This is a genomic window from Paracoccus haematequi, from assembly GCF_900631945.1.
Classification (GTDB): Bacteria; Pseudomonadota; Alphaproteobacteria; order Rhodobacterales; family Rhodobacteraceae; genus Paracoccus; species Paracoccus haematequi_A.
The window spans coordinates 110,605-128,261 of the sequence record NZ_UZWE01000026.1 but is presented as its reverse complement, the minus strand read 5'-3'; the positions used below and the strand labels follow the sequence as shown (position 1 = coordinate 128,261).

20 protein-coding genes are annotated in these 17,657 nt (G+C 66.2%); 9 read left to right on the top strand and 11 right to left on the bottom strand.

All coding sequences use genetic code 11. From position 1 onward, the window contains the following. Nucleotides 1-3 precede the first annotated feature (3 nt). A complete protein-coding gene (locus PARHAE_RS07665; protein ID WP_126154020.1) occupies nucleotides 4-999 on the bottom strand; it encodes a class 1 fructose-bisphosphatase in 996 nt (331 codons plus the stop codon). A 94-nt stretch (nucleotides 1,000-1,093) separates the two neighbouring features. Here PARHAE_RS07665 and cbbR point away from each other — a divergent pair, with 94 nt between their 5' ends. Then, on the top strand, nucleotides 1,094-2,014 hold the full coding sequence (gene cbbR, locus PARHAE_RS07660; protein ID WP_126154019.1) for a LysR family regulator CbbR: 921 nt from the start codon (nucleotides 1,094-1,096) through the stop codon (nucleotides 2,012-2,014). Here the strand turns inward: cbbR and PARHAE_RS07655 are convergent. Both PARHAE_RS07655 and fliK read right to left on the bottom strand, forming a co-directional pair. After that, nucleotides 2,011-2,679, bottom strand: a complete 669-nt coding sequence (locus tag PARHAE_RS07655) for a flagellar hook capping FlgD N-terminal domain-containing protein (protein ID WP_241232713.1) — start codon at nucleotides 2,677-2,679, stop codon at nucleotides 2,011-2,013. The two genes, cbbR and PARHAE_RS07655, sit on opposite strands and share 4 nt — an antisense overlap. 13 nt (nucleotides 2,680-2,692) lie before the next feature. After that, the gene (fliK, locus tag PARHAE_RS21555) at nucleotides 2,693-3,559 is read right to left on the bottom strand and encodes a flagellar hook-length control protein FliK (protein ID WP_164555176.1); all 867 of its coding nucleotides are present in this window, start codon (nucleotides 3,557-3,559) and stop codon (nucleotides 2,693-2,695) included. Between the two features lie 133 nt (nucleotides 3,560-3,692). Between fliK and PARHAE_RS07645 the strand changes: the two genes are divergently transcribed. The 6 genes from PARHAE_RS07645 to PARHAE_RS07620 all read left to right on the top strand — a co-directional run bounded on the left by PARHAE_RS07645 (nucleotide 3,693) and on the right by PARHAE_RS07620 (nucleotide 6,879). Beyond that, a complete protein-coding gene (locus tag PARHAE_RS07645) occupies nucleotides 3,693-3,932 on the top strand; it encodes a hypothetical protein (RefSeq protein ID WP_126154016.1) in 240 nt (79 codons plus the stop codon). Then, a complete protein-coding gene (locus PARHAE_RS07640) occupies nucleotides 3,929-4,246 on the top strand; it encodes a hypothetical protein (RefSeq protein ID WP_126154015.1) in 318 nt (105 codons plus the stop codon). The genes PARHAE_RS07645 and PARHAE_RS07640 overlap by 4 nt, the downstream gene beginning before the upstream one ends. Before the next feature lie 172 nt (nucleotides 4,247-4,418). Further along, on the top strand, nucleotides 4,419-5,261 hold the full coding sequence (locus PARHAE_RS07635; protein ID WP_126154014.1) for a flagellin N-terminal helical domain-containing protein: 843 nt from the start codon (nucleotides 4,419-4,421) through the stop codon (nucleotides 5,259-5,261). 70 nt (nucleotides 5,262-5,331) lie between these two features. Then, the gene (gene flaF / locus PARHAE_RS07630; RefSeq protein ID WP_241232712.1) at nucleotides 5,332-5,697 is read left to right on the top strand and encodes a flagellar biosynthesis regulator FlaF; all 366 of its coding nucleotides are present in this window, start codon (nucleotides 5,332-5,334) and stop codon (nucleotides 5,695-5,697) included. Next, a complete protein-coding gene (gene flbT / locus PARHAE_RS07625) occupies nucleotides 5,694-6,098 on the top strand; it encodes a flagellar biosynthesis repressor FlbT (protein WP_126154012.1) in 405 nt (134 codons plus the stop codon). Before flaF ends, flbT begins: the two co-directional genes overlap by 4 nt. Nucleotides 6,099-6,105: 7 nt before the next feature. Then, nucleotides 6,106-6,879: a DUF1217 domain-containing protein gene (locus PARHAE_RS07620; RefSeq protein ID WP_126154011.1), complete on the top strand. Its 774-nt coding sequence runs from the start codon at nucleotides 6,106-6,108 to the stop codon at nucleotides 6,877-6,879. Nucleotides 6,880-6,996: 117 nt separating this feature from the next. Here the strand turns inward: PARHAE_RS07620 and carB are convergent, their stop codons facing one another. The 4 genes from carB to dapD form a co-directional block, all read right to left on the bottom strand. Next, nucleotides 6,997-10,335, bottom strand: coding sequence for a carbamoyl-phosphate synthase large subunit (gene carB / locus PARHAE_RS07615; RefSeq protein ID WP_126154010.1), 3,339 nt, complete (start codon nucleotides 10,333-10,335; stop codon nucleotides 6,997-6,999). A gap of 91 nt (nucleotides 10,336-10,426) precedes the next feature. Beyond that, complete coding sequence (locus PARHAE_RS07610) at nucleotides 10,427-11,005, bottom strand: exopolysaccharide biosynthesis protein (RefSeq protein WP_126154009.1); 579 nt, start codon at nucleotides 11,003-11,005, stop codon at nucleotides 10,427-10,429. A 50-nt stretch (nucleotides 11,006-11,055) separates the two neighbouring features. After that, nucleotides 11,056-11,508 (bottom strand): YaiI/YqxD family protein, encoded by a 453-nt coding sequence (locus PARHAE_RS07605; protein WP_126154008.1) that lies wholly within the window; start codon nucleotides 11,506-11,508, stop codon nucleotides 11,056-11,058. After that, entirely contained in the window at nucleotides 11,505-12,326 is an 822-nt protein-coding gene (dapD, locus tag PARHAE_RS07600) for a 2,3,4,5-tetrahydropyridine-2,6-dicarboxylate N-succinyltransferase (protein WP_126154007.1), read from the bottom strand. Before dapD ends, PARHAE_RS07605 begins: the two co-directional genes overlap by 4 nt. Nucleotides 12,327-12,418: 92 nt before the next feature. Between dapD and PARHAE_RS07595 the strand changes: the two genes are divergently transcribed. After that, nucleotides 12,419-13,255 carry an LOG family protein gene (locus PARHAE_RS07595; RefSeq protein ID WP_126154006.1) on the top strand — a complete coding sequence of 279 codons (837 nt, stop codon included), beginning with the start codon at nucleotides 12,419-12,421 and terminating at the stop codon, nucleotides 13,253-13,255. Between the two features lie 10 nt (nucleotides 13,256-13,265). On the opposite strand, the gene PARHAE_RS21025 is transcribed toward PARHAE_RS07595, so the two are convergent. From PARHAE_RS21025 to PARHAE_RS07580, 3 genes are all read right to left on the bottom strand, one after another. Beyond that, nucleotides 13,266-13,754 carry an invasion associated locus B family protein gene (locus PARHAE_RS21025; protein ID WP_164555175.1) on the bottom strand — a complete coding sequence of 163 codons (489 nt, stop codon included), beginning with the start codon at nucleotides 13,752-13,754 and terminating at the stop codon, nucleotides 13,266-13,268. A 57-nt stretch (nucleotides 13,755-13,811) separates the two neighbouring features. Then, nucleotides 13,812-14,981, bottom strand: coding sequence for a dual-specificity RNA methyltransferase RlmN (gene rlmN / locus PARHAE_RS07585; RefSeq protein ID WP_126154004.1), 1,170 nt, complete (start codon nucleotides 14,979-14,981; stop codon nucleotides 13,812-13,814). Between the two features lie 136 nt (nucleotides 14,982-15,117). After that, nucleotides 15,118-15,642 (bottom strand): invasion associated locus B family protein, encoded by a 525-nt coding sequence (locus tag PARHAE_RS07580; RefSeq protein ID WP_126154003.1) that lies wholly within the window; start codon nucleotides 15,640-15,642, stop codon nucleotides 15,118-15,120. A 150-nt stretch (nucleotides 15,643-15,792) separates the two neighbouring features. Between PARHAE_RS07580 and PARHAE_RS07575 the strand changes: the two genes are divergently transcribed. After that, on the top strand, nucleotides 15,793-16,779 hold the full coding sequence (locus PARHAE_RS07575) for an asparaginase (protein WP_126154002.1): 987 nt from the start codon (nucleotides 15,793-15,795) through the stop codon (nucleotides 16,777-16,779). On the opposite strand, the gene PARHAE_RS07570 is transcribed toward PARHAE_RS07575, so the two are convergent. Next, nucleotides 16,776-17,534, bottom strand: a complete 759-nt coding sequence (locus PARHAE_RS07570) for a TSUP family transporter (protein WP_126154087.1) — start codon at nucleotides 17,532-17,534, stop codon at nucleotides 16,776-16,778. The two genes, PARHAE_RS07575 and PARHAE_RS07570, sit on opposite strands and share 4 nt — an antisense overlap. Nucleotides 17,535-17,657 lie beyond the last annotated feature (123 nt).

Below are 17,657 nucleotides of genomic sequence, written 5' to 3'. Positions count from 1 at the left end.
TCCTCAGGCGCGGAACAGGCCGCGATTGCCGAACAGGGCCGAGACCTCGGCATCGGGCAGGTCGTGATAGGCGGCGACGCGGTCGACCTTTTCGGCCGATCCGAAGACCAGCGGCGTGCGGCCGTGCAGGTCGGTGATGGCGGCGTCCAGGATCGGCAGCGCGCCGTCGGTCGCGCGGCCCCCCGCCTGTTCGATGACAAAGGCGATGGGCGCGCATTCGTACAGCATCCGCAACCGGCCCCTCTCATAGCCCTTGCGGGCGTCGGCCGGGTACAGGAAGATGCCGCCGCGCATCAGGATCCGGTGCGCCTCGGCCACCAGGGATGCGATCCAGCGCATGTTGAAATTGCGCGCGCGCGGGCCGTCGATCCCGGCGATGCAGTCGTCGATATAGGCGCGGATCGGGCGCGGCCAGTGGCGGTAATTGGACGCGTTGATGGCGTATTCGAAGAAACAGTCCGGCAGGGTCGCGCGCGGGCTGGTCAGGTCGAAGCTGTCGGTATCCGGGTTCAGCGTATAGATCTGCGTGCCGTCGCCGAAGCTGACCACCAGGCAGCAGCGCGGGCCATAGATGATGTATCCCCCCGCGATCAGGTCGCGGGCCGGGCGCAGGAAGCTGGCCTCGGCCTGGTCCTGGGCGGGATAGACGGCGAAGATGGTGCCGATCGAGACATTGGTGTCGATGTTGGACGACCCGTCCAGCGGGTCGATGGCCAGGGCGAAGGCGCCGCCCGGCTGCATGGCGACGGGTTCGGCCTGTTCCTCGCTTGCGAACCAGCGGATGCCCGCGTCGCGCAGCGCGTCGCGGAACAGCGCATCGGCCTGCACGTCCAGCCGTTTCTGGCCGTCGCCGTCGCTGTTGGTGCCGACCTCGGCCGACAGGCTGCCGTCGCCGCGCCGGATCACCCCTGCCAGAGTCGCCCCGCCCCGCGCCAGGGCCAGCATCAAGGGGCGGAAGTCTGGCGGAATATGCGTGGTGTCAATGCTGGGCGTCGTCATCTGCCCCTCCCGTGGCGTCTGGTAGGGGCAGATTGACATTCGGCGGAGTTAGAGGAAATTTAATAATCTGGAAGGAAGATTAGATTTTGGTGAAATGAAGCCCGAAGGGATCACCCTGCGCCAGTTGCGCTGCCTGCGCGCCGTCACCGACAGCGGCAGCCTGACGGCGGCTGCGGGCCTGCTGGGCCTGACCACGCCCGCCGTCCACAGCCAGTTGCGCGGGCTGGAGGATCTGGCCGGATGCCCCCTGGTCCAGCGGGGGGATCATGGCGCCTTCCGCCCCACCCCCGAGGGCGAGGCGCTGCTGCTGGCGGAATCGCAGATCGCCACCGCCCTGTCCCGCGCGGCCCGAGAGATCGGCGCCTTGCAGCAGGGCCATGTCGGCAATGTCGTGCTGGGCGTGGTCTCGACCGGCAAGTATTTCGCCCCCGGCCTGGTCGCGCGGCTGCTGCGACTTTTGCCCGATATCGAGGTGACACTGCGGATCGGCAACCGCGACGCGGTGCTGGCGGCGCTGGCGGGCGACGACCTGGATCTGGCGATCATGGGCCGCCCGCCGCGCGAACCCGCGGTGGTCGCCGACCCGGTCGGGCCGCATCCGCACATCATCATCGCCGCGCCCGACCACCCGCTGGCCGATGCCGACCCGGTGATGCCGGGCGACCTGCTGGCCCAGACCTTCCTGTCACGAGAGGAAGGGTCCGGCACCCGCATCCTGATGACCCGCTTCCTGGACCGCATCGGCGAGGGCGCGACCTGGCGCGCGGTCGAGATGGGCACCAACGAGACGATCAAGCAGGCGGTGATCGCGGGCCTGGGCGTGGCGCTGATTTCCCAGCATACCGTGACCGAGGAACTGCGGTCGGGCCGTCTGATCGCCCTGCGCGGCATCGGGTTGCCGATCCAGCGAAGCTGGTATCTGCTGCGCCGCGCCGACCGGCAGATGAGCGCCGCGACCGTCCGCATCCGCGACGAGATCCTGGCGATGCGCGGCGGCTTCCTGCCGCAGCTTTAATTCGCCTGGCGCAGCGCCTCGATCTGGCTGGCCAGGGCCGACCCGCCGCCTTCGAAGATCAGCTCGACCCCTCGGCTGCCAACCTCGGCCTCGGCCACGCGGACATAGGCGCCGACCGGATCCTCGGAAATCACCTCGCCCGCGCGGTTGCTCTCGATCACGAAGGAATAGCGGCCGTCGGCCAGCTTTTCGCCATATTCGTCGCGGCCCAGCCAGTCGATCTGGCCTTCGCCCGGCCCGATTTCCTCTCTCAGGACTTCCTTGCCCGATTCGTTCAGCGTCACCAGGGTCACGCTGTCGGCCCGGCTGTCGGGATTGACATCCAGCGTCAGCGGCTTGTCCCCGAACCAGACGGGTTCTGTCGTGCGCACCTCTTTGCCGATCCACTCGGCCAGTTGCCCCAGGCTGCCGCCCGATTGCGTCAGCATCTGTTCCAGCAGCTTGTTCGTCTGCGCCTGCTGTTCGACCCCCGAAAAGGTCGCAAGCTGGACGGCGAAATCGCTGCCCTCCATCGGGTTCAGCGGATCCTGGTTCTGCAACTGCGTGGTCAGCATCCGCAGGAACGTGTCGAAATTTGCCGACTGCGCGGTCATGGCGTCCGTGGCCTTGGACGTGGATGTCGTGCCGGTGGTTCCGGTCGTCGAGCCGTTGACGGGGTTAACCAAGCGATTCTCCTTTTCAGATGCGGATGTCCAGTCGCGCCGGGATCGCCAGGGGCGTCCAGGCGGCGGGGAGGGAAACGGAAACGGTTTCGGTGACGTCAAAGCCGTGGCCTGACGCCTCGGGCAAGGGCTGCCCGCGGCCGGACCCGGTGCCGCCGTCGCCCTGGAATTCGAAGGACGCATCGGCCATTCCGGCATCCCCGAAGCATTCCTGCAAAAAGGCGGCGTTGCGGCGCAGCTGGTCCAGAACCTCGGGGCGTTCGGCCCAGACCAGCACATGCGGGCTGTGGTCCGGTCCGGTCATCACCATGCGGATCCGGCCCAGTTCCTCGGGCGCCAGGGCAATCTCGATCCGGTCCTCGCGGGCGCTGACGACGGCCTCGGCCATCTGGCGCACCACCGACGCGACGGGAACGCGGGACGGCGGCAGCGGCTGTTCCGGGGCGGCCGCCGCGACATCGCGCGCCGCCGCCGCGTGCGGCGAGGGTGGTTCGGCGGACAGAAGGTCGATCTGCGGCATGTCCGGCGCAACCTGCACCGCCAGGTCGGGTGCGGCGTCGACAGCGGCGTCGGCAGCGGCAGGCACGGCGATCCGCATCGCCGATTCGGGCAAGGCCGCTCTGGTATCGGAAGGGACCGGATCCTCTGCGGGTTGGCCGCCTTCCGGCGCGGCCTGGCGCAGGGCACCGCTGATCCCGGACAAATCCTCGATCAGCATCTGCAACAGATCCTGCGGCGCCTGGCAGACGGCCGCCCCATCCGCAGGCGCCGCCTCGGCCAGCAGATCATCGATCGGCGCGTCGTCGATGGTAAAGTCGAACTCGGCTTCATCCTCGCCCTCGATAATAGGTTCGGCGGCGGCCGTGGCTTGCACCAGGGTCATGACCGGTAAAACGAAACTGTCTGCCATATGCCCGATTCCCAACGTGATGCCGCCAGAAATAAGGATAAGTCCTTACGATTTATTTACCGCAACCGGCTAATCATGAAAAATATCCGCAATCAGGAAAATTCTCATGCAGGTTAACCAAATCTCAACGGCAGCCGCGCCTGCGACCGCGTCGCGACCGCCATCCGAACAGCTGGAACAGATGTTTCTTGAGGAGATGCTGAAATATTGCGGTCCGAAATCGAACACCGGCGCGTTCGGCGGCGGCATCGGCGAGGAGCAATTCTCCAGCTTCCTGATCCAGGAGCAGGCTGCCGCCCTCGCGGGCCGCATGGATCTGGGATTCGGCACATGGGTGGCGCAATGAAACCGAAGCACCGAGAGATCCTGCGCGGCATCGAACAGGCCATCATTTCCGGTGATGCGGCCCAGGCCCTCGCCCGGATCGAGACGCTGGCCCATCGATTCGAACGCGACGGGCTGGACGCCGATTCGAAGGCGCAGATCGAACAGATCCTTCAACACTTGCGCCGCCTGGCCGAGGATTCCGCGCGCGGCACTCAGCGCGCCATCGACCAGATTCGGGACATCGTGAAGAACGCGCGCAGCCTGCAAACCTATGATCAGGCCGGTCAGCGCCACAATACGCCGACCAGTGCGGTGCTGGCCCAGCGATTTTGAATAAAATCCTTCGCGTTTGGAATTTGAGGCGCGATGGGAAATTCAGTATCCATCAATCACCGGCTGCTAGGAATGCGGTCATGCCAAAAGCGGCACAGGGATAAACGCCCAAGGTCAGAAGGCCGATCGTCGAAACCAAGGATGCAAAGCGTCCATTATATCTGAGGATAAGATGTCCAGTATTCTGACCAACAACGGCGCCATCGTTGCACTGCAAACCCTGAAGAACGTGAATTCCAGCCTGAACAAGGCCCAGTCGGAGATTTCGACCGGCAAGTCGATCAACTCGGCCAAGGATAACTCGGCCGTCTGGGCGATTTCCAAGGTGATGGAGGCTGACCAGTCTTCGGCGAAGGCGATCCAAAGTTCGCTGAACGTTGCCGGCGCGACGGTTCAGGCTGCTGTTGACGGAGCCGAGCTGATCGCGAAAACCCTGACCGAGATGAAGGATCTGGCGTCCCGGGCTGGAACTGATGGTTACGAATTCGCCAAGGTCCAAGCCGATATCACGGCAAAGACAGCGGTGATTACCGCGACGATTGCGGGCACGCAGATGAACGGCGTCAACCTGCTGAAGACAAACGGTGTGAACGGCGGCGCGACCTATACGGTCTTGTCGTCGCTCGACCGCAGCAACACGGGTGTGACTGCTGGCAACATTGCAGTTGCTTCCGTTGACTTTGAAGCAACCTTGCTGGCCGGAACGAATGCCCTGACGGCCATCACTGATCGCGCTTCCGCACAGGCGGCAGTGCTTGCGCTTGAGGCGAACTTGCAGACCGCGCTGAATGGCTCTGCGGCTCTGGGTGCCAAGGCAAAGCAAATCGAAGAACAGTCGAACTTCATCGGCAAGCTGGCTGACTCCTTGAAGGCCGGTGTTGGTTCGCTGGTCGATGCCGACATGGAGGAAGCCTCGGCCCGCCTGCAAGCCCTGCAAACGCAGCAGCAGCTTGGCATCCAAGCGCTGTCGATCGCCAACCAGGCACCCTCGGCGATCCTGTCGCTGTTCCGCTGATCCCAAGACCTCTTGGGGCGCCCCTGGGGCGCCCCATTCTTGCTGAACCCTTAAGATCAGGATGATCACCTTGAGCGCGGTTCCGTCTTTCTCCGCCAATGGATATGGCAGCAGCGTCGTCCGCACCGCGCGCGATGCCGAATACGACATTTTCTCTCGCGTGACCGGAATGTTGCGCCAGGCGGATGCCAGCGGGCAAGGCCCCGATCGCATCGCCGCCGTGGACAAGAACAATCAACTGTGGACGATCCTTGCCAGCGATCTGGCCGATCCCGGCAATGCGCTGCCGGATCATGTCCGCGCCGGGCTGCTGTCGCTGGCGGGCTTCGCGTTGCGCCACGGCCACCAAGCCCTGTCAGGCAAAGTTGCGCTTGCCCCGCTGATCGACATCAACATGGCCATCATGCGCGGCCTGCGCCAAGAGACCCCGGCATGAGCGGCCTTGTCCTGAAACTGGCCCCGAACGAACGGGTGCTGATCAACGGCGCGGTCATCGAAAACGGCGACCGCCGGTCCAAGATCGCCATCCGTACGCCCAATGCGAATGTCCTGCGGCTCAAGGATGCGATCCACCCCGACCGCGCGAACACACCTGTGGCCCGGGCCTGCTATATCGCCCAGTTGATCCTGTCGGGTGATGCCGAAGCAGCCGAAGGAAAACGCCAGCTTCTTCTGGCCATCGCCCAGCTTGCCCTGGTGTTCGAGGACGAGGCCAGCCAGACGGCCCTGCGCGAGGCTCGCGCCAGCGTCGAGGAAGGCGCGGCCTATCCCGCCCTGCGGCGGCTGCGCGAACTTCTGCCGCAGGAAGAACAGCTTATCCAAGCTCGCCGCCAATGAGGATGCCATGGCCAACGCCATCAATGTCGGATTAAGCGGATTGGCCGGATGGCGCGTCCTGCAACGCATGGAATCGCGTCAGGTCGAGGCTACGGCCAAGGATCCCGTGGTCCAGCGCGCCACCGCCTATCTTCGCGAAAACCTGACGGCCACCACCACGGCCGAGGATCTGGTGGGCGATTACAAGATGTTGCAGGTGGCGCTGGGCGCCTTTGGCCTGGACGAGGATGTGACCAACAAGGCCTTCATCCGCAAGGTTCTGGAATCCGACCTGGGCGACAGCGCGTCGCTGGCCAACCGGCTGGGCGACAAGCGTTACCTGAAACTGGCCCAGGCCTTCGGCAAGCGCAGCGACGCCGCCACCACGGGCGAGGCGCTGAGCCAGGCCTACGTCCAGCGGCAATTCGAAAAGCGCGTCGGCGAGGGGGATCAAAGCTATCGCCTGGCCCTGAACGCCCGGAACGAGGTCAAGGCCTTCGCCTCGCGGGCCTCCAGCGACAAGACGCTGTGGTACGAGGTTCTGGGCAACCAACAGCTTCGGACCGTTTTTCAGGGCGCGTTCGGGATGAGCAAGTCGATTGCCAACCTGCCGGTCGACCGGCAGTTGGAGGAATTCATGTCGGCGTCCGAACGCGTCCTGGGCAGCAGCAGCTTTTCCAAGATCGCGACCGATGAAACCATCGACAAGCTGACCACGCGCTATCTTGCGCTGTCGCAGATCCAGACCACGACGACCAGCAATCGCTATACGGCCGCGCTGTCCCTGTTGTCACGGGCCTGATCCGCGCCTATCCCTCGGCGCCGGGCGACCGGATTGGCGCGAGGGTCAGGGGCTGTTTCGAAACCCGGTGTCGAAGCAGGACAGCCGGCATCCGGGACCGCCGACTGTCCCGTTTCTTCACGCTTGCAGGCTTCTGACGCCCACTTCGCCTTCCTCGCGCGATTTGATGGCGGCCACTGCGGCGATGCTGCCGGCGGCGGTGGTGAAATAGGGGATCTTGTCGTACAGCGCGACCGCCCGGATCTCACGGGAATCGGCGATGGCCTGGGCGCCCTCGGTCGTGTTCAGGACCATGGCGATCTCTCCGTTCTTCAGCCGGTCGACGATATTGGGGCGGCCTTCATAGACCTTGTTCACACGGGCGGTTTCGACCCCGGCTGCGGCCAGGAAATCGGCGGTGCCGCTGGTCGCGATCAACTGGAAACCCATCGTCGTCAGGTCGCGGGCCGCATCGGCCAAGGCTTCGGACTTGTCGGCATCTTTGACCGACAGGAATACCCGACCCTCGAAAGGCAGGTTCGACCCCGCGCCCATCTGCGCCTTCAGGAAGGCGCGGGCGAAGTTGCGGTCCCAGCCCATCACCTCGCCGGTGGAACGCATTTCCGGCCCAAGCAGCGTGTCGACGCCGGGGAAGCGGGCGAAGGGCAGAACCGCCTCTTTCACCGAGAACCAGGGCGTGATCGGATCGGCCAGGGTCATCGGATCGGCAAAGGGCAGGTCGTCCTCGGGGCCGACGCCTGCCGGATAGGGCGCGCGCAGGGGGAAGTTCGACATCGGCTCGCCCGCCATAAGCCTTGCGGCGATCGAGGCGATGGCGCTGTCGGTGGCCTTGGCGACGAAGGGCACGGTGCGGCTGGCGCGCGGGTTCACCTCCAGCACATAGATCGCGCCGTCCTTGATGGCGAACTGCACGTTCATCAGGCCCTTGACCTTCAGGGCGCGGGCCATGGCGACGGTCTGGCGCTTCAGTTCGTCGATGGTGGCGGCGTCCAGCGTGTGGGGCGGCAGGCAGCAGGCCGAGTCGCCGGAATGGACGCCGGCTTCCTCGATATGCTCCATGATGCCCGCGACATGGACGGTCTCGCCGTCGGACAGGGCGTCCACGTCGACCTCGATCGCGCCGGACAGATAGCTGTCCAGCAGCACCGGGTTCTTGCCGGATACGGTCACGGCCTCGGTGATGTAGCGCTTGAGGTGGTCCATGTCGCGCACGATCTCCATCCCCCGGCCGCCCAGGACATAGGAGGGGCGGATGACCAGCGGGAATCCGACCTGCCCGGCGATGTCCAGCGCCTGTTCGGCGCTGCTGGCGATGCCGTTGACGGGCTGGCGCAGGCCCAGGTCGTTCAGCAGCTTCTGGAACCGCTCGCGGTCCTCGGCCAGGTCGATGGCGTCGGGCGTGGTGCCCAGGATCGGGATGCCCTCGGCCTCGAGCGCATTGGCCAGTTTCAGCGGCGTCTGGCCGCCGAACTGGACGATCACGCCGTGCAGGGTGCCGTTCTCCTGCTCGACGCGCAGGATTTCCAGAACGTGCTCCAGCGTCAGCGGTTCGAAATACAGGCGATCCGAGGTGTCATAGTCGGTGGACACCGTTTCGGGGTTGCAGTTGACCATGATCGTCTCATAGCCCGCGTCGGTCAGCGCGAAGCAGGCGTGGCAGCAGCAATAGTCGAACTCGATCCCCTGGCCGATCCGGTTCGGCCCGCCGCCCAGGATCACCACCTTTTTCGCATCCGTCGGACGGGATTCGCATTCCACGTCGCCCATCGCGGGCGCTTCATAGGTGGAATACATATAGGGGGTCTGGGCTTCGAATTCGGCCGCGCAGGTGTCGATGCGCTTGAAGACGGGCAGGATGCCGGCGTTGCGGCGGGCGCGGCGGATGTCGGATTCGTCGCGGCCGGTCAGGTAGGCCAGCCGGGCGTCGGTGAAGCCCATCATCTTCAGCGCCCGCAGGCCGTCGGCGTCCTGGGGCAGCCCCTCGTGGCGGACCTTGTGTTCGGCGTCCACGATCTCGCGCAGGCGGGCCAGGAACCAGGGATCGAAGCTGGTGACGCGCTGGATTTCATCGTCGGTCATGCCGAAGCGCATCGCCTCGGCGATGATGCGCAGCCGGTCCGGGGTGGCGCGGGACAGGGCGGCGATCACGGCGGGCTTGCCTTGTTCGGCGGCGCCTTCGATGGCGATCTCGTCCAGGCCGGTCAGGCCGTTTTCCATGGACGCCAGCGCCTTTTGCAGCGATTCGTGGAAGCTGCGGCCGATCGCCATGACCTCGCCCACGGATTTCATGGCGGTGGTCAGTTCGGGCTTGCTGCCGGGGAATTTCTCGAAGGCGAAGCGCGGGATCTTCGTGACCACATAGTCGATCGAGGGTTCAAACGACGCGGGTGTGACCTTGGTGATGTCGTTGTCCAGCTCGTCCAGCGTATAGCCCACGGCCAGCTTGGCCGCGATCTTGGCGATGGGAAAGCCGGTGGCCTTGGAGGCCAGCGCCGAGGACCGCGACACGCGCGGGTTCATCTCGATCACGACCATGCGGCCGTCGGCGGGGTTGATCGCCCATTGCACGTTGGACCCGCCGGTTTCCACGCCGATCTCGCGCAGCACGGCGATACTGCCGTTGCGCATGATCTGGTATTCGCGGTCGGTCAGGGTCAGGGCCGGGGCCACGGTGATCGAATCGCCCGTGTGGACCCCCATCGGATCGACGTTCTCGATGGAGCAGACGATGATGGCGTTGTCGTTGCGGTCCCGCACGACCTCCATCTCGTATTCCTTCCAGCCCAGCAGGCTTTCGTCGACCAGAACCTGCGCCACGGGGCTGGCATCCAGGCCTGACCGCACGATGCGTTCATAATCGTCGCGGTTATAGGCGACGCCGCCGCCGGTGCCGCCCAGGGTGAAGGCGGGGCGGATGATGGCGGGCAGGCCGATCTCCTCCAGCGCGTCCATGGCCTGGGCCACGCCCGCCGAAATGTCATACTTGCCGTTCGCGCCCTTGGGGGCGGCGACGATGGTGGCCTTGGGGTTTTCCAGCCCGATCCGGTCCATCGCCTCGCGGAACAGCTTGCGGTCCTCGGCCATCTCGATGGCGGCGCGCTGCGCGCCGATCAGCTCCACGCCGTAACGGTTCAGCACGCCCGCATCCGCCAGGGCCAGGGCGGTGTTCAGCCCGGTCTGCCCGCCCATGGTCGGCAGCAGCGCGTCGGGGCGTTCCTTGGCGATGATCTTTTCGACGATCTCGGGGGTGATCGGCTCGATATAGGTGGCGTCCGCCATTTCCGGGTCGGTCATGATCGTCGCGGGGTTCGAGTTGACCAGGATCACCCGATAGCCTTCCTCGCGCAGCGCCTTGCAGGCCTGGGCGCCGGAATAGTCGAATTCGCAGGCCTGGCCGATGACGATGGGACCTGCGCCGATAATCAGGATCGACTTGATATCGGTTCTTTTCGGCATGGCGGTCCCCTGGGGCTGGCGGCTGATAAATCGTCCGGGGTTATAGCCATGCGCGGTCAGGGCGCAAGGCAGGACGACAGGGTTTCGCCGCTTATCCGAGGATCCAGAACGCGCCGCCGCCCAGCGACAGCAGCGCGGCAAGGCCCAGCACCGTGAACAGCCCGTCGCGCGCCAGCATCCCGAAGGCCAGCAGGCTGACCACCGCGCCCAGCAGGGTCGATGTGAAGGGCACCACTTCCAGGAAGGGCATGGTCATCCCGCAGATCATGCACAGCGCCTGCGTCAGCTTGCGCACCGGCCCCCGCACCAGCAGGCGCAGCCGGGGCCGGGTGATGCGGTCCAGCCACCCCGCCGGACGCCGCAGCGCCTGCAAGGCGCGGTCCAGCCTGCCGCTGTCGATCTGGCGGGACATCACGAAACCGGGCAGCCACAGATGGTCCCGCCCGACCAGCATCTGCGTCGAGATCAGCGCGATGGTGATTCCGCAGATCGACGAAAACAGCGGGATCCCCGACAGGGGCGACACCACCGCAAGCGCCACGAAGATCAGGTTCGGCGTCAGGGAATTCTCGCCCAGCGATTCAACGATCTGGCCGACCGTGGTCGTGTCCCCGTCCGAGGCATCGCCCGCTGCCTCCAGCAGTTCCCGTATCGTCGGATCGTCCTGCACGCTTGCCCCCTTTGGTCGGGGGGCAACGCGGGGCGGCGCGGATCGGTTCGTCAGCCGCGCAGCGCGGCGCCCACTTCGCGGTCCAGCACTTGCAGGAATCGCGCCCGATCCGCCTTGCCGAAGCTGGCGCCGCCGCCCTGCATGAACGGGTTCGAGGCCCGCAGATCCGCCATCAGGTCGCGGGTCGCCAGGCGCGGGCCGATATTGGCAAGGCTCAGCACCTCGCCGTCATGGGTGACGACGCGCGCCCCGGCCTTCAAACAGCGGTCGGCCAGCGGCAGGTCGCCCGTCACCACCACGTCGCCCGGCCCGCATTGATCGGCGATCCACTTGTCGGCCTCGTCCGGGCCTTCGGCCACGATCTTCAGCGTGACAAGCGGATTGGCCGGGGGCCGCAGCCCGCCATTGCAGACCAGCACCATCGGCACCCGCAGCCGCGTCGCCACCCGTTCCGCCTCTGGCTTGACCGGGCAGGCGTCGGCGTCGATGTAAAGCGTGGTCAATCCCGCAGCAGTTCGTTGATCGAGGTCTTGGAGCGCGTTTGCGCGTCCACCCGCTTGACGATCACCGCGCAATACAGGTTCACGCCGTTCTTCGACGGCAGCGACCCGGCGACGACGACCGATCCGGCCGGAACCTCGCCATACATCACCTGACCCGTTTCGCGGTCGACGATCTTGGTGGACTGGCCGATGAAGACCCCCATGCCCAGGACGGATCCTTCGCGGACGATGCAGCCCTCGACCACCTCGGACCGGGCGCCGATGAAGCAGTCGTCCTCGATGATGGTCGGACCGGCCTGCAACGGCTCAAGGACGCCGCCGATGCCGACGCCGCCCGACAGGTGGACGTTCTTGCCGATCTGCGCGCAGGAACCGACCGTGGCCCAGGTGTCGACCATCGTGCCCTCGCCCACGCGGGCGCCCAGGTTCACGAAGGACGGCATCAGCACCGCGCCCGGCGCAATATAGGCGCTGCGCCGCACGATGGCCCCCGGCACGGCGCGGAACCCGGCCGCGCGCCACTGGTTGTCGCCCCAGCCTTCGAACTTGGTCGGCACCTTGTCCCACCAGCTGGACCCCTGCGGGCCGCCCGACATCTGTTCCATGTCGTTCAGGCGGAAGGACAGCAGCACGGCCTTTTTCGCCCACTGGTTCACATGCCAGTCGGCGCCGCGTTTTTCGGACACGCGCAGGGCGCCGCTGTCCAGTTGGGCCAGCGTCTCCTCGACCGCCTCGCGCACGATGCCGGTGGTGGCGCTGTCGATCTCGGCGCGGGCTTCCCACGCGGCCTCGATGGCGGTCTCAAGTGCTTGGGTCATCGGCCTCTCCTGCTGCGGGTGGAAACTGTCACCCCTGGGCTATAAGGCTGGGACAAGGCCCGCGCAATCCGCCGGGCGCCACGAGGATCCGAATGAACGACGCGACCAAGACCCCCGAGGACCGCGCCCACCCCTTTCCGCATAGCGACGAGGATGCGGACCGTGCCCGGCATATCCCTGACACGCCGCAGACCCGCGCGCCCGCCTATCAACTGGCCTTCACCGACCGCGACTTCCTGCTGCGCGAGGAGTTGCGCCCGGTCCGCCTGCAACTGGAACTGCTGAAGCCGCAGATGCTGCTGGACGAGGCCGGGGTGGAATCGACGGTGGTGATGTTCGGCGGTGCGCGGATCCCGTCGCCCGAGAACGCGGCCGTGGCGCGCACGCCAACGCTGGCGAGGCTCTCGGCCTATTACGAGGAGGCGCGGCTGTTCGCCCAGGAAATGACCCGCCGCAGCCTGGAAACCGGCGGGCGGGAATTCGTCATCACCACCGGGGGCGGCCCCGGCGTGATGGAGGCGGGCAACCTCGGCGCGCACGAGGCGGGCGGCAAGTCCATCGGCCTGGGCATCGTGCTGCCCCACGAACAGGCGCCCAACGTCTATGTCACGCCCGAACTGTGCTTCAACTTCCACTATTTCGCGATCCGCAAGATGCATTTCCTGATGCGCGCGCGGGCGATCACCATCTTCCCCGGCGGCTTCGGCACCCTGGACGAAACCTTCGAGGCCCTGACCCTGATCCAGACCGGCCGCATGGCCCGCGTTCCCTTCCTGATGTTCGGGCGCGAGTTCTGGGAAGGGATCATCAACTGGAAGGGCCTGGCCGAGGCCGGGACGATTTCAGAGGAGGATCTAGGGCTGTTCCGCTATGTGGAGACGGCCGAGGAGGCGGTGGAGATCATCGATGGGTGGCCGAAGCCAGCCTGACGCCTGCGGATCAAAGCCCCTCGCAACTTGGGTTCTGTTCTTTCAGGCGGCCAAGTGCCGCAGAGGAGCCAGTCAGACTGAACCGTGTCATCGTTTGCGCGCCCAAGGCGATTTCCAGCGAGGAACCGGACCGCAACGCGGCGACAACGGCCTCTATCTCGGCGACGGTGAAGGGCTTGCCAAGATGCAGCGCCGCCTGATCGCAGCCATGATCCTGGCAGGTCACGGGCAGAAACAGAGGCGGGCGTTCATCGATACGCAGTTGCAGAATCGCATGTTCGATGCGGCTGACATTGGCGGGCCGCAAATCGGGCCTTAGGGAAAGCCCGACAAAACCGCCGTTCCCGCATCCAAGATCCAGCCGGTGCCCCTGCCTGTTCTGAACATAGACGCTGCCCGTGTCGTCCGATGCTTCGGGGGCCCGATAGACCCAATCGGCAAGGGCAGGGGCCGCCCCAAGCGCCCCGACGGCGAAAAGTAAGAGCCTCAACATGACCACCTCGCACAGACGCGCTTGGGCAAGGTTATCAGAAAGAGCGGATGAAATCGACGGGCCTCACCCCACCTCAGCCGCAATCTCCGCCCGCGACTTGCGCCCCCGTTCCGTCGCCGACTTCAATTGCCCGCAGGCGGCCATGATGTCCTCGCCCCTCGGGGTGCGGATCGGGCTGGCGTAGCCCGCCTTGTAGATGATGTCCGCGAAGGCGTGGATGCGGTTGTTGCTGGACCGTTTATACGGCGCGCCCGGCCATTCGTTGAAGGGGATCAGGTTGATCTTGGCGGGAATGCCCCGGATCAGATCGACCAGCCGGTGCGCGTCCTCGTCGCTGTCGTTCACCCCAGCCAGCATCACGTATTCAAAGGTGATCCGTTCGCTGTTCGACAGCCGCGGATAATCGCGCAGCGCGTCCAGCAGCGTGGCGATGTTCCACCGCTTGTTGATCGGCACCAGCACGTTGCGCACCTCGTCGGTGGTGGCGTGGAAGCTGACGGCCAACTGGCAGCCGATCTCCTCGGCGGTGCGGGCGATCTCGGGGACGACGCCGCTGGTCGACAGGGTGATGCGGCGGCGGGACAGCGACAGCCCCTCGTTGTCCATGCAGACCTTCATCGCGTCGCGCACGGCGTCGAAGTTGTACAGCGGCTCGCCCATCCCCATCAGCACGATATTGCTGACCAGCCGGGTTTCATCCTTGGGGGCGCCGGGAAGGGGCCATTCGCCCAGGTCGTCGCGCGCCAGCATCAACTGGCCGACGATTTCCCCTGCCGTCAGGTTGCGCACCAATTTCTGGGTGCCGGTATGGCAGAAGGAACAGGTCAGCGTGCAGCCGACCTGGCTCGACACGCACAAGGTGCCGCGACCTTCCTCGGGGATATAGACGGTCTCGACCTCATGGCCGCCGGCGATGCGGACCAGATACTTGCGGGTGCCGTCCTCGCTGATCTGGCGGGTGACGATCTCGGGCAGCGCGATCTCGAATTTCTCGGCCAGCAGGGCGCGGTAATCCTTGGCCAGGTTCGGCATCTGCGCGAAATCGCGGACGCCCCAGTGATAGATCCACTGCCAGACCTGGCCCACGCGCATCTTGGCCTGCTTTTCTGGCGTGCCCGCGGCGATCAGCGCCTCGCGCAACTGGCCGCGCGTCAGGCCGACGATGTTCACCCGCCCGCTGTCCGGCAGCTTGCGGGGAAGGGTGAGGACATCCTGCGTGATGGGCGCGTTCATGGGTCAACCGGCGGCATAAGGGGCGAAAGACCCGCAGATAAGCGAAACGAGGCCGAAAATCAACCGGCCTCGCCCCTTTGCCTTGGTCCAAATATCCCCCAGAGGACTCGGGGGACGTGAAGTCCCCCGGCCTGCGTCACTGACAGCGCGCCCGCGCCGTGTTGGTCGCCGCCGTGATCCCGGCCAGGCTGAACGTGTCCTTGGTCACCGTGCCGCGCGACGACCGTCCGGTGATGACCGCGTTCGTGCCGCCGCGCAGGGCGCCGATCAGCTTTTCATCCTCGGATGCGCTGCCGGTCCAGGCGCTTTCGCCCTCGGTGAACAGGTTGAACTTGGCGCCGCCGACATCGACCTCGACCGTGCTGTCGGGGGCGAAGGGATAGCCGCCGCTGAAGCTGACCTCGCCGTTCTGGCCGGGGCGATAGGCCACGTACAGGCGGATATCGCCGCGAGTCACCTCGCGCGGGGCGCCGTTCGCGTCGGTGTTCTGGGTCGCCTTGGGCGGCGAAACCGCCCAGCATTCCTTGGGATTTTCCGCCGCGAAGACGGTCCAGTCGCCTTCGGTCGCGACGACATTGGTGGATTCCTGCGCCCCTGCGGTCCCCAGGCCCGCGATCAGGGCAAGGGCTGCGGTCATGCCGCGCAGCGTGGTCTTGGTCATGCTCTGGCCTCCTGCCATAGTTTTCGCCGCATCAGGGGGGTTTTTCCCGATTGCCGTGGTCTTTTCAACCATCTGCGGTCACGATAGCCAAAATCACCGCGCGAGAAAGAGCGCAAGGCCGGAAATCGCGCAATTGTCAGGGGAAAAGCCATGCGACCAGCGGAACTGATCGAGTTGCGGCGCGGCGGCCAGCGCGAAAGCCTGCATTGCGGCCATGCCGTCATCTGCGACACCAAGGGCGTGGTCGAGGCCTGGGGTTGTCCCAGCGAGATCATCTTTCCCCGGTCCTCCTGCAAGATGATCCAGGCGCTGCCCCTGATCGAAAGCGGCGCGGCCGATGCGGCGGGCCTGACCGACCGGCACCTTGCGCTTGCCTGCGCCAGCCACAGCGGCGCGCGGCTGCATGTGGACGCCGTGGGCCGATGGCTGAATGCGTTGGGGCTGGGCGAATCCGATCTGCGCTGCGGCTGCCACATGCCGCGCGACCCCGATGAAAACCGCCGCCTGACCTGCGGCGGCGAATCCCCCTGCCAGCTGCATAACAACTGTTCGGGCAAGCACGCGGGTTTCCTGACGCTGAACCGGCACCTGGGCGGCGGCGCCGACTATGTCGATCCCGGCCATCCCGTCCAGCAGGCCGTGAAGACCGCGTTCGAAGAGGTCACCGGAGAGGTCAGCCCCGGATACGGCATCGACGGCTGCTCGGCCCCGAACTGGTCCTGTTCGCTGGCGGGGCTGGGTCGCGCGATGGCGGGTTTTGCCGATCCGGCCGACGATCGGCGGGGCCGGGCGATGCGGCGGCTTGTGGATGCGATGCGCGCCCATCCCGACCTGGTCGCGGGCGAGGGGCGGGCCTGCACGGTCCTGATGCGCGCCATGGGCGGCCGCGTCGCCGCCAAGACCGGGGCCGAGGCGGTGTTCGTGGCGATCCTGCCCGATCAGGGCCTGGGCGTGGCCTTGAAGATCACCGATGGCGGCACCCGCGCGGCCGAGGCCGCGATCACCGCCCTGCTGGTCCATCTGGGCGTTCTGGACAAGGCCGACCCGGCGGTCGGCCGGTTCCTGACCGACCCGATCCGCAACTGGCGCGGCATCCCCACCGGAGAGATGCGGACGGCGCCGGGCTTTCCGTCCTAGAGCATCTGCCAGATCAGCCGCAAGGCCAGCGCGGTCGAGGTGGCGACCAGCAGCGGCTTGATCAGCCGCGCGCCGATCCGGCTGGCCAGCCGCGACCCCAGCATCGCGCCCGCGATCTGCGCCACGCCCATCACGATGCCCACCAGCCACAAGGGTTGGCCCACAAGGGCGAAGGCCGCAAGCCCGCCCAGGTTCGACGCGAAATTCAACAGCTTGGTATGGGCGGTGGCCTTCAGAACGCCGTAACCCGCCAGGGTGACGAAGGCGATCATATAGAACGACCCCGCCCCCGGTCCCAGAACCCCGTCATAAAACCCGACCAGCGGCACCGCCGTCAGGGCAAAGGCGGCGGGCGCGATCCGCTGTACCCGGTCAAGGTCGTTCAGGCCCGGCTTCAGCGCGAAGAACAGGGCGATGGCGATCAGGATCACCGGCAGCACCAGCCTCAGCTTGTCGGTGGGCAGATAGCTGACCAGCGCCGCGCCGATCGCCCCGGCCAGCCCGGCGATCAGCGCCGATTTCCACTGGCTGCGCAGATCGACCAGCCCCCGCGCGGCATAGCTGACCGCCGCCGTCGCCGCGCCGAAGACCCCTTGCACCTTGTTGGTGGCCAGCGCCTGAGCGGGCGGGATCCCCGCCAGCATCAGCACCGGCAGGGTGATCAGCCCGCCGCCCCCGGCGATCGAGTCGATGAAGCCTGCCGCGAAACCGGCGGCGGCAAGGATCAGCAGAAGGTCCAGCGACAAATCCAGCATGGGGCGCGCCATGCGCCTTTGGCCGGGTTTTGTAAAGCGGCGAAGGCCGGGGGTTTCACACCCCCCGGCCCGCCGCAGGGCGGCAGGCGTTCGCCGCTGAAGAAAGTCCACTGGACTTTCTTC

Excerpts from the sequence above, each read along its gene's own strand:
- PARHAE_RS07665 (WP_126154020.1), bottom strand. The coding sequence starts at position 999 with ATGACGACGCCCAGCATTGACACCACGCATATTCCGCCAGACTTCCGC.
- cbbR (WP_126154019.1), top strand. The coding sequence starts at position 1,094 with ATGAAGCCCGAAGGGATCACCCTGCGCCAGTTGCGCTGCCTGCGCGCC.
- fliK (WP_164555176.1), bottom strand. The coding sequence starts at position 3,559 with ATGACCCTGGTGCAAGCCACGGCCGCCGCCGAACCTATTATCGAGGGC.
- PARHAE_RS07645 (WP_126154016.1), top strand. The coding sequence starts at position 3,693 with ATGCAGGTTAACCAAATCTCAACGGCAGCCGCGCCTGCGACCGCGTCG.
- PARHAE_RS07640 (WP_126154015.1), top strand. The coding sequence starts at position 3,929 with ATGAAACCGAAGCACCGAGAGATCCTGCGCGGCATCGAACAGGCCATC.
- PARHAE_RS07635 (WP_126154014.1), top strand. The coding sequence starts at position 4,419 with ATGTCCAGTATTCTGACCAACAACGGCGCCATCGTTGCACTGCAAACC.
- flbT (WP_126154012.1), top strand. The coding sequence starts at position 5,694 with ATGAGCGGCCTTGTCCTGAAACTGGCCCCGAACGAACGGGTGCTGATC.
- PARHAE_RS07620 (WP_126154011.1), top strand. The coding sequence starts at position 6,106 with ATGGCCAACGCCATCAATGTCGGATTAAGCGGATTGGCCGGATGGCGC.
- carB (WP_126154010.1), bottom strand. The coding sequence starts at position 10,335 with ATGCCGAAAAGAACCGATATCAAGTCGATCCTGATTATCGGCGCAGGT.
- dapD (WP_126154007.1), bottom strand. The coding sequence starts at position 12,326 with ATGACCCAAGCACTTGAGACCGCCATCGAGGCCGCGTGGGAAGCCCGC.
- PARHAE_RS07595 (WP_126154006.1), top strand. The coding sequence starts at position 12,419 with ATGAACGACGCGACCAAGACCCCCGAGGACCGCGCCCACCCCTTTCCG.
- rlmN (WP_126154004.1), bottom strand. The coding sequence starts at position 14,981 with ATGAACGCGCCCATCACGCAGGATGTCCTCACCCTTCCCCGCAAGCTG.
- PARHAE_RS07580 (WP_126154003.1), bottom strand. The coding sequence starts at position 15,642 with ATGACCAAGACCACGCTGCGCGGCATGACCGCAGCCCTTGCCCTGATC.
- PARHAE_RS07575 (WP_126154002.1), top strand. The coding sequence starts at position 15,793 with ATGCGACCAGCGGAACTGATCGAGTTGCGGCGCGGCGGCCAGCGCGAA.
- PARHAE_RS07570 (WP_126154087.1), bottom strand. The coding sequence starts at position 17,534 with ATGCTGGATTTGTCGCTGGACCTTCTGCTGATCCTTGCCGCCGCCGGT.